The 14,888-nt window shown below is 53.3% G+C and carries 14 protein-coding genes; 9 read left to right on the top strand and 5 right to left on the bottom strand.

What is annotated here, in order from left to right; genetic code table 11:
• The first annotated feature begins 432 nt into the window (after positions 1-432).
• Together ACZ5BW_RS10110 and ACZ5BW_RS10105 are read left to right on the top strand one after the other, a co-directional pair.
• Positions 433-1,128, top strand: coding sequence for a PEP-CTERM sorting domain-containing protein (locus tag ACZ5BW_RS10110; RefSeq protein WP_464539519.1), 696 nt, complete (start codon positions 433-435; stop codon positions 1,126-1,128).
• Between the two features lie 546 nt (positions 1,129-1,674).
• Entirely contained in the window at positions 1,675-2,034 is a 360-nt protein-coding gene (locus ACZ5BW_RS10105; protein ID WP_464539517.1) for a hypothetical protein, read from the top strand.
• A gap of 181 nt (positions 2,035-2,215) precedes the next feature.
• Here the strand turns inward: ACZ5BW_RS10105 and ACZ5BW_RS10100 are convergent, their stop codons facing one another.
• The 5 genes from ACZ5BW_RS10100 to egtB all read right to left on the bottom strand — a co-directional run bounded on the left by ACZ5BW_RS10100 (position 2,216) and on the right by egtB (position 7,938).
• A complete protein-coding gene (locus tag ACZ5BW_RS10100) occupies positions 2,216-2,599 on the bottom strand; it encodes a hypothetical protein (protein ID WP_464539515.1) in 384 nt (127 codons plus the stop codon).
• Positions 2,600-2,791: 192 nt separating this feature from the next.
• Positions 2,792-4,645: a bifunctional tRNA (5-methylaminomethyl-2-thiouridine)(34)-methyltransferase MnmC2/FAD-dependent 5-carboxymethylaminomethyl-2-thiouridine(34) oxidoreductase MnmC1 gene (mnmC, locus tag ACZ5BW_RS10095; protein WP_464539513.1), complete on the bottom strand. Its 1,854-nt coding sequence runs from the start codon at positions 4,643-4,645 to the stop codon at positions 2,792-2,794.
• 48 nt (positions 4,646-4,693) lie between these two features.
• A complete protein-coding gene (locus ACZ5BW_RS10090; RefSeq protein WP_464539511.1) occupies positions 4,694-5,443 on the bottom strand; it encodes a TerC family protein in 750 nt (249 codons plus the stop codon).
• A gap of 204 nt (positions 5,444-5,647) precedes the next feature.
• Positions 5,648-6,625 (bottom strand): L-histidine N(alpha)-methyltransferase, encoded by a 978-nt coding sequence (gene egtD / locus ACZ5BW_RS10085; protein ID WP_464539509.1) that lies wholly within the window; start codon positions 6,623-6,625, stop codon positions 5,648-5,650.
• The gene (gene egtB / locus ACZ5BW_RS10080) at positions 6,622-7,938 is read right to left on the bottom strand and encodes an ergothioneine biosynthesis protein EgtB (RefSeq protein WP_464539507.1); all 1,317 of its coding nucleotides are present in this window, start codon (positions 7,936-7,938) and stop codon (positions 6,622-6,624) included. The genes egtD and egtB overlap by 4 nt, the downstream gene beginning before the upstream one ends.
• A gap of 440 nt (positions 7,939-8,378) precedes the next feature.
• Between egtB and ACZ5BW_RS10075 the strand changes: the two genes are divergently transcribed.
• From ACZ5BW_RS10075 to asd, 7 genes are all read left to right on the top strand, one after another.
• Positions 8,379-8,930 carry a PRC-barrel domain-containing protein gene (locus ACZ5BW_RS10075; protein WP_464539505.1) on the top strand — a complete coding sequence of 184 codons (552 nt, stop codon included), beginning with the start codon at positions 8,379-8,381 and terminating at the stop codon, positions 8,928-8,930.
• A gap of 182 nt (positions 8,931-9,112) precedes the next feature.
• On the top strand, positions 9,113-10,261 hold the full coding sequence (locus tag ACZ5BW_RS10070) for an MFS transporter (protein WP_464539503.1): 1,149 nt from the start codon (positions 9,113-9,115) through the stop codon (positions 10,259-10,261).
• Positions 10,262-10,351: 90 nt separating this feature from the next.
• Positions 10,352-11,761: a 3-isopropylmalate dehydratase large subunit gene (gene leuC / locus ACZ5BW_RS10065; protein WP_464543688.1), complete on the top strand. Its 1,410-nt coding sequence runs from the start codon at positions 10,352-10,354 to the stop codon at positions 11,759-11,761.
• Between the two features lie 46 nt (positions 11,762-11,807).
• Complete coding sequence (locus ACZ5BW_RS10060; protein ID WP_464539501.1) at positions 11,808-11,933, top strand: entericidin A/B family lipoprotein; 126 nt, start codon at positions 11,808-11,810, stop codon at positions 11,931-11,933.
• 26 nt (positions 11,934-11,959) lie between these two features.
• The gene (leuD, locus tag ACZ5BW_RS10055) at positions 11,960-12,598 is read left to right on the top strand and encodes a 3-isopropylmalate dehydratase small subunit (RefSeq protein WP_464574140.1); all 639 of its coding nucleotides are present in this window, start codon (positions 11,960-11,962) and stop codon (positions 12,596-12,598) included.
• Between the two features lie 26 nt (positions 12,599-12,624).
• Positions 12,625-13,686 carry a 3-isopropylmalate dehydrogenase gene (leuB, locus tag ACZ5BW_RS10050; RefSeq protein WP_464539499.1) on the top strand — a complete coding sequence of 354 codons (1,062 nt, stop codon included), beginning with the start codon at positions 12,625-12,627 and terminating at the stop codon, positions 13,684-13,686.
• A gap of 62 nt (positions 13,687-13,748) precedes the next feature.
• Positions 13,749-14,864, top strand: a complete 1,116-nt coding sequence (gene asd / locus ACZ5BW_RS10045; protein ID WP_464539497.1) for an aspartate-semialdehyde dehydrogenase — start codon at positions 13,749-13,751, stop codon at positions 14,862-14,864.
• The last annotated feature ends 24 nt before the right edge of the window (positions 14,865-14,888 follow it).

The following is a 14,888-nucleotide window of genomic DNA, read 5'->3' as shown; positions in this document are numbered from 1 at the left end:
GACGAGATACATTTTAGGCTTTGAGGATTCCAACCAATACCGCACCGGCAACCCAAAATAGTTCGCCAGCTACGGTATATACCGCTTCGCAATCAAGCCCCGTCTGATCCAGACCATGTTACGGCAAAGTGCCGTGCCACATCTATTTGCTAACTTTCTTGGCATAGATTGCCGCGCGTAACCTCTCACCGATGTGGATCGGAGATTCATCAATTATTTCTGGCCGATGATCTTTATCCATCCAGCGTGTTGCCCTTTATCCCCCATCCTTTCCTGAGAATTAGCCGCATACCTCCGTCAGCACCTTGATCACCTTCCGGCTCTGCTTTGATAAAGCCGAGGTGCGTCTTGTTTCCCCTGTACCAAAGTACAGGATGTACTTAAGTCCAATAGCGATATGGCGTGCCTTAGGTAAGATGGCGCCCGATTCTATTGTTTTCTTTTCAATATTCAGGGGGGAGTGTGAATAAATTTCTTCACAACACAATTGTATCCGGGATTTTTGCAGCAGCTGTATCGGCTACTCAGGCAGCACCTATTTATATGACTGCCGATTTCTCCGGCGGGATTCTCGCCATGGGCGGATTGGCTAACAGCCTGGGCTTGCAGCGAACCAATACATGCAGCGGCTGTGCCGCCGGCAGCGTCAGCGGCAATGTGTTATTCGATCAAAGTCTCATACCCGGGAGCGGTACTGGCACCATGACCATTGCACTCGCAGCAGTTGCCGGTGCATCAAGCAGTACTATCTTCGGTATGGAATTTGGGAGTACCCCACTGGAGTTTGAATTTGGAGACGCGGGTATTTTAGGGGGACCGTCCATACAGTTCGAGAACGGCGTATTCAGCGGGTTTTACTTCGTGAAAGATTTCGTGGTCAACGGAAAAACTTACGAACTCAACATGCAGGGTGCGAGCTGGACCATGAAATGGTTAAAAAACAATTCCTCTTCGGATCTTGTTGCATCCGGGTATCTGAACGTGGGTAATCAGGGGCTGACGAACCAGACGTATTTTGATCCTATGCCGGCTCAATTGCCTGGCGGTACAGTTCCGGAGCCTACCGTCCTCGCACTTATCATGATCGGTGCTTTGGGTATTTTTATGGCTCGACGCGCAAACGGATAATATATTGCGCGCGGGGGCAGTCTAATACGCTTTTTATGAAAGCAGGCAGCGTCCTTTCCAGTCTTCACCCCTGGTTGGCAGAGATGCGTCGCGTTTATGGCTGCGTTACCTGTGCTTTGAACGACGTCCCGAGGACCGGAACCTGATGAAGTGCTTGATGAGAGAGGCGCTCAGGAAGTTCTGATTGACGAGCCGGATTACGAGTGGCTGATGATTGACTGCCATTCAAGATTCACCCGCACGCCGCTGGACGGTGGGCGGGTTCGAATTCTTCTTCATGCGAGTCTCCTTCTTGGCTCGCTCAGTCTCTCATATTCTCGATCTCGCGGCTACAGGGCCTAAGAATTAGCTTAAGCAACTTGTGCGTTACATGCTTAATTATTGCTGAAGAGGATGTGCCAATTAAAAATAGATAGCGGGACCGCCTTAACACAATAACAATGATAAGAGGAATGGAAACCCTTCGTACGCCACCGTACGGAACAGATTCTGGAATGGATTATTATTCAAGCAGGCAATTTTGCTGAAATAAGACAGGGGTGCAATATGAAACAGAAATATGCTTCCACTTTGACACATGCTGCGCTGGCATTGATGACCGGGGTGATATTCGGCACAGTTGGCGTTGCTCAAGCCCAAGGTGACTCTGACCAGAACAAATCGAAAGCAGGACAATCCTCCTCTGGCAAGGCAGGTTCAGCGAGCAAGCAAAAGGGTCAAGGTAGTACAACCTCTGACGAGGATAGTTACGTTTACGGGAAAGACCAGGCAAGCGACTATTGGCGCGCTCAAGGCTACACCAAGGGCCACGGGTCCAAGTCAACCGGCCGCGCAACGGGTATGGGGTCCAGTTCCTCTCAAGGGTCAAGCACTTCAGGTACGGCTTCGGGGTCGGGAGGCTATTAATCCCTCTTCGTTAAGGGCAAGTCCGGTTTACTGGTCGAAAATCTCCATGCGGGCAGCATTACCAGGGCGATACAGTTCGACTGCTCCTATTTTTGGATGTATAGGAGCGTCATCATCTATCTGATTGATGATATTGAAGAGCGGATCGAGGAATTACTTGCCACGCAAATCCGCTCTTTGATCAGGCAGATTCCCTTCTGACGAGGGAAAGATTGGTGTCGGCTGTCAGGCCGCCGAGAAAACGCTGAAATTGACCGTCTGCTTTCAATACGGCACGGACGTCGATTATGAGACGTAACTGGCCGCTTTTCAGCCTCAGGAGCTTCAGGTAGTTGGGGAAGTCGGGATGAGCAGGTACGGCCACACCGTGACCCGGGTCCGCAGGATAACCGAGCCAATCGGGTACCAGGCCGGATTGACGCAGAGCTTCCTCCGATTCTTCGAATATGTAGGTAGTAATGCCGATGGCAGCGCTCGTCCAGCAGCTGATCGGTATGGGTGCCTGCGTCATCTGAGGATTGGGCTTCGCGCCTTTTAGCGGCTCGCGCTTGGGTTTTGCGTTCATAAGACTCCTCTGTAAGAGCGTTCCTGTCAGCGTTCAAAACTTGCTCTCTCTGCCAACGGATAGAACAGCCCGGGATCGGTTTCCTGTACAGAGCAAACTACGTCAAGAGCGATGTAAAGGGAATCATCCGAGAGAGATGCGCGCGTATTTTACTGGTTTTCAACCACGTTGCCCATTGGACTCTAGTACACCCTACTCCCTGATTGAGACTGGAGCGGCGGGAGAAATCCGCCGGGCAGGGGAGAGCGCATTGACAACAGATAATGGCAACGGCAGCAATTGCCCGCACGCGATTGCCGCAACCGATTCGGCTGAAAGTCCCGCGGTAATCAGTCCACGCGTTCCATGGCCGAGGCTGGTATACAGTCCGGGCAAGAGTTCGCCGACGAGCGGCATGGCGCCTGGAACAGACCCCCTGATAGAGGCGCGTCCATCCAGTTGCTCAAGCTGTCTGGTATCTTGAATTACATCGTCACTCAGCTTGTGGAGCACGGGAGAGATCTCGCGTAGTCTGGATAAGTTTTCGGCATGCTCCGATACATTCAAGTTAATCGATGTATCGTTGAAGCGATGGGTTGCTCCCACCACATGCCGTCCTGCAACAGCAGGGGCGAGATAGCCGCTGCCGCATACGATGGTGCGGAGATTCTGGCTTGCGGGTGTTGCAGGAATCAAGGTAAGCTGCCCGCGTACCGGGGTTAGCGGCAGGTTTGCCAACGCTGGAAGCGATTTCACCTGGTACCCGGTGCAAACAACAACTATCTCAGCCTCCAGGGACCACGCTTGCTTCCTCTGATCTTCTGCCTGCACACGCCAGCCGTGACTTGTTGGGGTAAGTGATTTTATCGTGCGACCGGTATACAGGGTGATAGCCTGACTACCAAGCAATGCTGCACAAAGTTGAGGGGGAGCAAGCCAACCGCTACCAGGGAACCAGAGGCCGCCGTATGAAAGCTCAATTCCCGCAAGGGCCGATGCTTCAGCCGCATCTACTGGTCGGAATACATGCGAGGGCCAGTCGAGGGCCGCAAGCTTCTCGGTTCGTCTTGCTTCTTCGGCGGAGAATGACAACTGCAGCTCTCCGCATTCACTTCGCATGACGCCATCAGCGGGTAGTTTTTCGTCAAGCAAGGCGAGCGCATGTCCGTAGGATGCCAGCACAAAGCGGTGCAGGGCATTCATTCCTGCACTCAGGCGGGCATGCAGTATGCCAATCGGATTGCCTGATGCGCCCGCGCCAAGGGTCTGTGATTCCAGAAGTTCAACTACAAGCCCACGGTTGGCCAGCGCCGAGGCAGCGGCACATCCCGCTACTCCCCCTCCGATAACGATCGCGGTGGAGGGAGCAGGTCGAACGGGAGGTGGGCCAGGAAGCTCGCCTTGCAGCATTTCACGCTTACGGCCAAAGCCGGATATTTTTCTGACCTGAAACCCTGCTTGCTCCAAACCGCGACGAACAACACCGGCACAGGTATAGGTCGCAAAGGTTGCGCCTGCTCGCGACGCGCACGTAATCCAGTGGAAAATCTGCTGTGTCCACATTTCTGGATTTCGCGCGGGTGAAAAGCCGTCAAGAAACCACGCATCGATGCCATGCGTTTCAGGCAGCGCCTTGGCTACGTCATCTATTACCAGCGTGAGACGTACTCTTCCCCCGGCAAAACTCCATCGATTCCATCCGGGTACGCGCCGCCGCCAGCGCAGCATGAGTTCAGCGGCGTATGGGCGCAGTTCGGGCCAGAGCGCGAGCGCTGCGCTCAGTTCTTCTTCATCGAGCGGATATTTTTCAACACTGAAGAAATCAAGGCTGGTCCGAAGGGATGCAACCTTGTCGAATAGCTGCCAGGCACATAAAAAGCTCAATCCTGTGCCGAATCCCGTTTCTCCAATGGAAAACGTGGTATCGGGCTGCAACGATCCGAACCGATCAGCCAGCCGATTGCCTTGCAGGAAGACGTACTGTTTTTCTTCCAGTCCCGAATCTCTTGAGAAATAGACGTCACCGAAGCGAGCGGAATACAGGTGTCCGTTTTGCCAGTCAAGCATGCGAGTGAAGATTCAGCCGATATGGCTGGCGAAAAGCCGAGTCCATCGTCAGTCGACGTTGTCTATGTGCCGGTGCAACCTGACCGGTTCCACCGTTTTCTTGCGTAGTCGAAGGTTGAGAAATTCCACAGTGACCGAGAATGCCATGGCGAAGTAGATGTAGCCTTTCGGAACATGGACGTCGAAACCCTCGACGATGAGGGTAACGCCGACCAGTATCAGGAAGGAAAGGGCAAGGATTTTGATTGTCGGATGCTTCTCTACAAAATCTCCTATTGGTTTAGCCGCCAGTAGCATGACCAGAACTGCGAGAATGATGGCAATAGCCATCAATGTAATGTGGTCGACCATGCCGACAGCCGTTATGACGGAATCCAGCGAGAACACAATATCAAGGATGGCAATCTGTACCAGGACCATGCCCATGCTCGTGACGGCGATGTCCCTGCTAGTATTGTCTGTACCTTCCAGACTGTTATGTATTTCATGGGTTGCCTTGAACAGGAGAAACAGCCCTCCTCCGATCAGGACCACATCGCGCCCTGAAATGGAATTGCCGAAAATTGCAAACCAGGGTTTAGTCAAGCTCATTACCCAGGAGATCGAGAACAATAGCGCAAGCCGGCTCAGCATCGCGAGACCAAGGCCCATCCTTCTGGCAAAATTTCGCTGGGCTTCGGGAAGACGTCCTACCAGTATTGAGATGAAGATAATGTTGTCGATACCCAGAACGATTTCCAACGTCGTCAACGTCACCAATGCAACCCATGCTTCCGGGCTTGTCAGCCACTCAAACATTCATACTCCTCATTCTCGATTTCCCGGCGCAGATTTTTTATTTGAACGCATTTGTCTTCCCGTGATTTTACTGTTTGGCCCGTCTTTGATACTGTACTGATATAGCGAATGGACGGGCTGCCCGAGTGCTGCGAGTTGCAACTTGGAAATGGAAATCGCGCGGAATGGAAATCACACCAGTCAGGCCAGAAATCTGAGCAGTTTTTATGTTATCACGCCAAGGCTGACCGCAAACCAGGAATCAGGATCTGTCCAGGTATGCTCGACCCGGAAGCCCCCGGATCGGAGCAGGTTTTCGAGATGCTCAACGGTGTATTTGTAACTGTTTTCCGTATGAATCCGTTCACCCCGATCAAAATGGAATGTCATATCAAGCGTATCTATCCTGATCGCCTGCCGGTAAGCGCTTTCAAGATGCAGTTCAATGCGCGATTCTGCCTCATTCCAGGATGAGATATGGCAAAACGATTCGGGGTCGAAGTGTCCCCCCAGTTCCCGGTTGATCCGGACAAGAAGGTTTTTATTGAATAAAGCGGTCACCCCCTCCCCGTCGTCATACGCCGCGCGCATGACTTTCGCATCCTTGACGAGATCTGCCCCGAGCAGCAGTTTATCTCCGGCTGACAGGTTCTGCGCAATGTTTTGCAGCAAAGCTATCGCTTCATCGTTTTCCAGATTTCCGATACTGGAACCGATATAAAGAACAAGGCGTGGCGGGGTCTGATGTTCAAGAAATGCCAGGTTGTCGAAATCTCCCAGCTGGGGGTGAACTTTCACCGTCCTCAATTCGCCTTCCACCTCATCCTTGGCCAACTGCAAGGCAGCACCGGAGACATCGAGCGGAAAGTAGTTCACGCCGAATTGTCGCTGCACAAGAGAACGTAGCAGAATGCGGGTCTTGGTTGCGGTTCCGGCGCCAAGCTCGCTGACAGAGACATTGCGGCGAAGATGGCTACATATCTCCTCCGCATGTGCCGTCAATATACCCGCTTCTGTTCTCGTAGGATAATACTCCGGCAAACAGGTGATCTGTTCAAACAAGGCGGATCCGGTAGCATCATAAAGAAGCTTCGGTGGCAGGCTCTTGGGTGTGCGAGAGAAGCCTTCCAGCACATCCTCGGCGATGGAAGGAAGCGGAGCAGGAATTGGTTTCTGGGTGAGGTATTTCGATGTGATCATCATGCAGCCTTGTCATTACTGTCATGAGCCAGGCGTATCCCGGAGAATTGCCAACGCTTCTGTGGCAGAAAGAAATTACGGTATGACTTTCGTATATGAGATCGAGGCGTAACGCAGGAACCACCGCGCAGGACCATCTGGTTACACATGAATTTCCCGTTATATTCCCCTTCCGCCCCCGCTGGTGGACGGTAACCGGGATAGGCGGAATAAGGGCTTGAGGTCCATTCCCACACATCGCCCAGCATCTGTTGCATGCTCGGCTGTTGTGGTTTGGAATGAACAGCTGGCACGGGATGATAAATTCCGCTTTCAAACAGGTTTGCAGAAATGGCCGAGCATCTGCTGGATCTCGCAGCAACTTCCCATTCAGATTCCGTTGGCAGTCGGACACCCCACCAGCGCGCGAACGCGTCCGCTTCGTAAAAGCTTATGTGGCATACCGGTTCGCTCGGGTCGAGTGGCACGGTCCCGCGGCAGGTAAATTGGCTCCAGCCATCGCCCATCCGTTCCCAGTAGAGCGGCGCTGTCCATTGATTCTCGCATACATGGTCCCAGGCATCCGACAGCCATAATTCCGGCCGTGTATAACCGCCGTCGGCCATGAATTCCAGGTATTCCTCGTTCGTTACAAGGCGGGAGGCAATGCAGAAGGGGCTCAGATAAGTGGGATGCCGGGGTAATTCATTATCAAAGGCAAAACCAGGCGCATCATGCCCTATCTGGTAGATGCCTTCGTCAAAACAATACCATTTCAACGGAGCAGCCGTTGCGGTTGCTGCAACAACGTGTATTCGTTCCGGTTGATAGCTGGGCCGCAGGGGATTGGTCCAGAACGCATGTTTGATATCCGTAACGATCAATTCCTGATGTTGCTGCTCATGATTCAATCCCAGCTCAAGCAATCGTAAAACTTCGGCTGAAGCTTCACGCACGAGCAGTTCCTCCATGGCATTGTCTACGTAGGCACGATAAAGACGAACCTGATCGAGCGTGGGACGGGAAAACGTACCTCGAATAGAGCGATGGGGATGCCCTCCCAGCCGTTTGTAGTACGAGTTGAAGAGAAAGCTGAACCGCTCATCGAAACGGGCATAACTATGAAAATGCTGCGCGAGGATGAATTCCTCGAAGAACCACGTGGTATGGGCGAGATGCCATTTGGACGGGCTCGCGTCGGCCATGGACTGGACCATCTGATCATCCGCCCCAAGCGTTTCAACGAGTTTCAACGTCTGCCTGCGAATTTCACGATATTGTTGAAGCCATGCCGGCAATGGCGATAATTCGACAGGTCGATCGAGTGTTTTCAGCATGATTATTTATCTATGTGACATTTACCTATCGTGACGGTATTCATTTCGATTGGAAGAGATGCCTTTCCTTTCGTGTGAACAGCCCATCCCTGTATTCCTTCATTCCTTATCTCTTATATCGACGACGAGTTCCTATTGCAATTTTCCTCAAAGAGAAAGGGTATTTCTGTACGCTTTCAGACATATAAGTTCTGATGATGGTGAATTGCGTGCGATATGCGGAAAAAGTCCGTTTTTGTTCGATACCGTACTGACCCTCTTTCCCAGTTGAAGCATCCTGTACGTGTCTGAAGCGCTTCGAGGAAGGACCGGCACACTGGCAGGAAGTGGCAGAAGCCGAATCGAAGCGGTGAGGGTGAAATAAAGAGAAGTTCTTAACAGGAAATTCAAGCAGCAACCTTTAAGAATTTACTGATTTCATACTTTCATAGGAGATAAACATGGCTTATACAGATCGAGATACCTACGGCATGTACAAGAAGTATGGTAAGGAGGAAGGGAAGGGACCCGGGCCCCGTCTGATGGGTGCGGACACCCTCATTGGTGAGGATGTATACAACACCAAGGACGAGGATCTTGGCGACATCAAAGAAATCATGCTCGACATGAACAACGGCAAAATCGCTTATGCCGTGCTGTCTTTCGGCGGATTTCTGGGAATGGGAGATAAGCTCTTCGCCGTGCCCTGGAGCGCGCTGACGCTCGATACAGAGAACAAGCGCTTCATCCTCAACGTGGATAAGGAACGCCTCAACTCCGCTCCGGGATTCGATAAGGACGATTGGCCGGATATGGCGGATCCATCCTGGCAGAATACAATCAATTCCTACTATGGAACGAAGTCTTACATGGATACAAGCTACGAAACCACATCCAAGAAAGACTATACGACCCCTGCCCATCGAAACAATGAAAGGATCATTCCGGTTGCACCGGTCGGCACTGACCACGTGAAAGACAAAACCGACGATACCTTTCACACGCACAAGTAAAGACTATTAGGTAGTGTCAGGTGAACAAGGGGTGCAGGATAATCCTGCACCCCTTGTTTTATGGGGTTGCATGCTGCTTGACCTCCTCATGCGGCCAACAGGCGCAGAACATCACGCTTTAAATCGCATACCCGTTACAGGCTGATTAAATGATCCGTCAAATAGCCTGTAAACTCGCATAAATGCAATCCATCCCCTATTGGCGTCTTTCCGGCTTCTATTTCTTCCATTTTGCCTTTATTGGCGCCTTTGCTCCTTACTGGACTCTTTACCTCAAATCCCTTTCCTTCGCTTCCTTTCAGATCGGCGTGCTCATGTCCCTGCTGCATGTCACTCGCATTTTTGCCCCGGCTGCCTGGGGCTGGCTTGCAGATCACATCGGCAAACGCATGTTCATTGTACGATCGGCTGCAATCGCAGGCTTGATCAGCTACTGTGGCGTTTTTCTCGGCGAGTCTTATGGCTGGCTGTTTGTGGTCATGGTGCTGATGAGTTTTTTCTGGAGCGCTTCGCTGCCGTTGATCGAGGCAACGACGCTTTCATATCTTGGAGAAAGCATCACAAAATACGGACTCATCCGGGTCTGGGGTTCAGTAGGATTCATTCTGGCGGTAACCGGCGTGGGTTATCTGCTGGATGCAACCAGCATCAGCTCGCTGCTATGGGCCGTCCTTGGCTTCAAGCTCGGTATTGTCTTTTTTTCGCGCCTGATTCCTGAAATCGGAACAGTAACGCATCCCGCCACCGAGCATTCCATTCCACAAATATTCCGACGACCGGAAGTACTGGCCTTTTTTGCAGCGTGCCTGTTGATGGTGTTTGCGCACGGCCCTTACTACACCTTTTACTCGATTTATCTTGTCGAGTACGGATACAGCAAAAGTCTCGTAGGCTGGTTGTGGGCCACAGGGGTTATCTGCGAGATCGGCATATTTTTCCTGATGCCGCAGCTGATGCGCCGATTCCGCTTGAAACAGATTATGGTGTTCAGTTTCAGCTGTGCCGTAGCGCGCTTCCTGATGATAGGCTGGGGCGTGGAATGGCCATTTGTCATATTGGCCGCACAGGTGCTGCATGCCGCAACCTACGGGGCGCATCACGCCACGGCCATGATGGTGGTGCACCGGCTCTTCGGTGGGCGCCACCAGGCGAAGGGGCAGGCGCTCTACACCAGCCTTACATTCGGGCTCGGCGGCACCATCGGCGGCATATTCAGCGGTTACTCGTGGGATTGGCTGGGAGCAGGGCTCACTTTTACGATCAGTGCGATGGCCGTGTTGCTCGGCCTGGGACTGGTAGTCTGGAAGATGGACATCGACCGCTCCGCGTGACAATTGCCTCACTCTTGCTGTTCCTTGATATCCCGTTATGGGATAATGAAAAATTGAGATTTGAAGCCGTTATCCCCATTTCCCACAAAAATGCAAACGTTATACGACAAACTCTGGCAAAGCCATGTGGTGCATGAAGAATCCGATGATCCGGAAGGCATGGCGCTGCTATATATCGATCGCCATCTCGTACACGAGGTGACCAGCCCCCAGGCGTTCGAAGGGTTGAAACTGGCCGGACGCAAGCCGTGGCGCCTCGGTTCCATTCTGGCGGTAGCAGACCACAATGTGCCGACCACCGGGCGAGACCATGGCATCAGCGATCCGGTATCTCGCCTGCAAGTGGAAACGCTCGATCAGAATTGCGAGGAATTGGGTATCACCGAATTCAGGATGAACGATCGGCGCCAGGGTATCGTGCATGTCATCGGACCGGAGCAGGGCGCCACCTTGCCAGGGATGACAGTGGTTTGCGGCGACTCGCATACCAGCACGCATGGCGCTTTTGCCTGCCTTGCTTTTGGCATAGGCACTTCCGAGGTGGAGCATGTGCTGGCGACACAGTGCTTGATGGCGAAGAAATCAAAAGCGATGCAGATCGTGGTAGAGGGCAATCTCGGCCATGGCATTACGGCCAAGGACATTGCGCTTGCCGTTATTGGCAGGATCGGTACTGCCGGAGGTACAGGCTATGCGATCGAGTTTGCGGGCAGCGCGATTCGTGGACTGTCGATGGAAGGGCGCATGACGCTCTGCAACATGGCGATCGAAGCCGGTGCGCGTGCGGGAATGGTGGCGGTGGATGACGTCACCATTGAATATCTCCGGGGCCGTCCCTTTGCACCTAAAGGCGATCTATGGGAAAAAGCGGTTGCGTACTGGCGGACTCTTAAGAGTGACAAGGGTGCGAGTTTCGATAAGGTGGTTCAACTGGACGCAGTCTCGATCAAGCCGCAGGTAACCTGGGGGACCTCCCCGGAAATGGTTACGACAGTGGATGGAAAGGTGCCTGATCCGGCAGAAATCGCGGACGCGGTGAAGCGTCACGACATGGAGCGGGCGCTCAAATATATGGCCCTGGCTCCCAACACCCCGATCAGTGAAATTCGCCCGGACAAGGTATTCATCGGCTCCTGCACGAATGCGCGCATAGAGGATTTGCGGGCCGCAGCGGAGGTGGTAAGGGGCCGTCGTGTTGCCCGAAGCATCAAGCTCGCGATGGTCGTGCCGGGCTCCGGCCTGGTCAAGCATCAGGCAGAGCAGGAGGGGCTCGACAGGATATTCCGCGATGCGGGATTTGAATGGCGCGAACCCGGTTGCTCGATGTGCCTCGCAATGAATGACGACAGGCTGGAGCCCGGCGAACGCTGCGCTTCCACTTCCAATCGTAACTTTGAGGGCAGGCAGGGGCCGGCGGGACGTACTCACCTGGTGAGTCCTGCAATGGCCGCGGCGGCTGCGGTCGCAGGACATTTTGTGGATGTAAGGGAAATATATTAGAATTCCAGTACAACCATAGCGGTTTTTTACACTAAAGGGAGTTGTGATGAGAGTGCTGACGATAATGGCTGCCTTGATCACTGCCTTTGGCCTGTCTGCGTGCCACACCATTCAGGGTGTGGGCAAAGACGTTCAAAGCGGCGGAGAAGCGCTGGAAAAATCTGCAAAATAATTGCAAAACCAAAACGATAATCAGCAGTGAAAAAGTTTCATTCATGTGCAGGATTGGTCGCGCCGATGGATCGGGCCAATATCGATACTGACGCCATCATTCCCAAACAATTTCTGAAATCCATCAAGAGGTCTGGTTTCGGGCAAAACCTCTTCGATGAATGGCGATACCTGGATCATGGCGAACCGGGCATCGATCCCGCCACCCGTAAACTCAACCCTGATTTTGTGCTTAACCTGCCGCGTTACCGCGATGCCCGGATACTTCTTGCACGCGCCAATTTCGGTTGCGGATCCAGCCGGGAACATGCTCCCTGGGCGTTGCAGGATTACGGCTTTGAGGTAATTATTGCCCCCAGTTTTGCCGACATTTTTTTCAACAACTGCTTCAAGATCGGTTTGCTTCCCATCGTGCTCGACACCTCACAGGTGGATCAACTGTTCCGCGCGGTCGAGGCCACCGAAGGGTACCGATTGCTCGTCAATCTGGAACAGCAATCGGTGGCCACCCCTGCCGGAGAATCTTTCTCTTTCGATATCGATCCTTTCCGCAAGCATAGTCTTCTGAATGGTCTGGACGAAATCGGCCTCACGTTGCAGCATGCGGACAAAATCCGGGCGTTCGAAGAAAAACGCCGCGTAGAACAGCCGTGGCTGTTCGCCTGACAGGCTTTCCCCTTTAAAAGGATTTTATGAAAATAGCAATTCTGGCCGGAGATGGTATCGGTCCGGAAATTGTCGCGCAGGCAGTGCGCGTGCTGGAAACGCTGAGAAGCGATGGATTGAAGCTGGAACTGGAACAGGGGTTGCTGGGCGGATGTGCGGTAGATGCAGCGGGCGAGCCTTTTCCCGAGGCAACGCGCAGATTGGTGGATGAGGCAGATGCTGTAATCCTGGGGGCGGTGGGCGGTCCCCGCTATGACGCGCTGCCCCGGCAACTCAGGCCGGAGCAAGGCCTTCTTGGAATACGGAAGGCCTTGAACCTGTTTGCCAATTTCCGGCCTGCAGTACTTTATCCTGAACTTGCCGATGCTTCCACGCTCAAGCCCGAGGTGGTGTCCGGGCTCGATATCCTGATCGTGCGCGAGTTGACCGGGGATATTTACTTTGGTGAGCCTCGTGGTATTGAATTACGGAATGGCCAGCGCATCGGCTACAATACCATGATATACAGTGAAGCCGAAATCCGGAGAATAGCGCGGGTGGCTTTCCAGGCAGCCCGCAAGCGTAGTCGCAGGCTGTGCTCTGTCGACAAGATGAACGTACTGGAATCAACCCAGCTGTGGCGTGACGTGGTGACCGAAACGGCGGGTGAATATCCGGACGTGGAACTTTCGCACATGCTGGTGGACAATGCGGCCATGCAGCTTGTACGCAATCCAAGGCAGTTCGATGTGGTTGTGACAGGCAACATGTTCGGCGACATCCTCTCGGATGAGGCATCCATGCTGACCGGCTCGATAGGCATGCTGCCTTCGGCATCGCTCGATGAGCGGAACAAGGGGCTTTACGAGCCCATACATGGTTCTGCTCCGGATATTGCCGGCAAGGACATGGCGAATCCTCTGGCAACCGTACTCTCGGTCGCGATGATGTTGCGCTATACCTTCGATCTGGAGGAGGAGGCATCCCGAATCGAACGGGCAGTGAAAAAGGTGCTGGCTGATGGATATCGGACTGCGGATATTTACGAGCCAGGAAAGATGAGAATCGGAACCGCAGCAATGGGTGATGCGGTTCTGGCAAGTTTGTAGATACAGCGGTTCACATCCTGTGATTGAATCAAACCAGGATTTCTTCCAAAAGAGAGATATCAATGAAACGAGTCGGTTTTATCGGTTGGCGTGGCATGGTAGGGTCGGTTCTCATGCAACGCATGCGGGAAGAAAATGATTTTGCATTGGTGGAATCAACTTTCTTTTCCACTTCGCAGAAGGGCGGCAAAGCACCGGATATCGGCCAGGAGGCTCCGTCACTGAAGGACGCGAATGATATAGACGAGCTCAGGTCGATGGATGTCCTGGTTTCCTGCCAGGGAGGGGATTATACCGGCGCGATTTTTCCCCGGCTGCGGGAAGCGGGCTGGCAGGGTTACTGGATCGATGCAGCCTCCACGCTGCGGATGAAAGATGATGCTGTCATCATACTGGACCCGGTTAATATGCCGGTTATCGAGCAGGCGCTGCACGATGGGATAAAAAATTATATCGGGGGCAATTGCACTGTCAGCCTGATGCTGATGGCCATGAACGGGCTCTTCAAAGAAGAACTGGTGGAGTGGATGAGCGCCATGACTTATCAGGCAGCTTCCGGCGCCGGCGCACAGAACATGCGGGAATTGCTTCTGCAAATGGGCGAAGCGCATCGCGTGGCGAAAAATCTGCTGGATGACCCTGCGGCCGGCATACTCGATATCGACCGTGAGGTGGCGGGAACACTTCGTAATGAAAATTTTCCAACCGAGAATTTCGGTGTGCCGCTTGCAGGCAGTCTTATCCCCTGGATAGACAGGGATTTGGGCAACGGGCAGACACGGGAAGAATGGAAGGGACAATCCGAGACGAACAAGATACTGGGACGTAGTGAACGAACGGTTCCCGTGGATGGCATCTGTGTTCGTGTAGGCGCCATGCGGTGCCATAGCCAGGCGCTGACCGTGAAGCTGAAGAAGGATGTTCCTCTGGATGAAGTTGAAGACGTGCTTGCCGCCTCGAACAGTTGGGTAAGGGTCGTTCCCAATGAGCGGGAGCATACATTGAAAGAGTTGACTCCTGCTGCGGTTACCGGCAAGCTGACAATACCGGTTGGCCGATTGCGCAAGCTTGCCATGGGCGGCGAGTATCTTTCTGCATTCACTGTGGGAGACCAGTTGCTCTGGGGCGCCGCCGAGCCGCTGCGCAGAATGCTCAGAATCCTGGTGGCGGCGGCCTGAGAACTGATAGAAGCGGCAAAGGCG

This window comes from Nitrosospira sp. TNL300 (assembly GCF_055385915.1).
This window is presented reverse-complemented; position numbering and strand designations above follow the sequence as displayed.

Bases quoted from the DNA above. Each gene is read 5' to 3' on its own strand.
- ACZ5BW_RS10105 (WP_464539517.1), top strand. From the start codon at position 1,675: ATGAAACAGAAATATGCTTCCACTTTGACACATGCTGCGCTGGCATTG.
- ACZ5BW_RS10100 (WP_464539515.1), bottom strand. From the start codon at position 2,599: ATGAACGCAAAACCCAAGCGCGAGCCGCTAAAAGGCGCGAAGCCCAAT.
- mnmC (WP_464539513.1), bottom strand. From the start codon at position 4,645: ATGCTTGACTGGCAAAACGGACACCTGTATTCCGCTCGCTTCGGTGAC.
- ACZ5BW_RS10090 (WP_464539511.1), bottom strand. From the start codon at position 5,443: ATGTTTGAGTGGCTGACAAGCCCGGAAGCATGGGTTGCATTGGTGACG.
- egtD (WP_464539509.1), bottom strand. From the start codon at position 6,625: ATGATGATCACATCGAAATACCTCACCCAGAAACCAATTCCTGCTCCG.
- egtB (WP_464539507.1), bottom strand. From the start codon at position 7,938: ATGCTGAAAACACTCGATCGACCTGTCGAATTATCGCCATTGCCGGCA.
- ACZ5BW_RS10075 (WP_464539505.1), top strand. From the start codon at position 8,379: ATGGCTTATACAGATCGAGATACCTACGGCATGTACAAGAAGTATGGT.
- ACZ5BW_RS10070 (WP_464539503.1), top strand. From the start codon at position 9,113: ATGCAATCCATCCCCTATTGGCGTCTTTCCGGCTTCTATTTCTTCCAT.
- leuC (WP_464543688.1), top strand. From the start codon at position 10,352: ATGCAAACGTTATACGACAAACTCTGGCAAAGCCATGTGGTGCATGAA.
- ACZ5BW_RS10060 (WP_464539501.1), top strand. From the start codon at position 11,808: ATGAGAGTGCTGACGATAATGGCTGCCTTGATCACTGCCTTTGGCCTG.
- leuB (WP_464539499.1), top strand. From the start codon at position 12,625: ATGAAAATAGCAATTCTGGCCGGAGATGGTATCGGTCCGGAAATTGTC.
- asd (WP_464539497.1), top strand. From the start codon at position 13,749: ATGAAACGAGTCGGTTTTATCGGTTGGCGTGGCATGGTAGGGTCGGTT.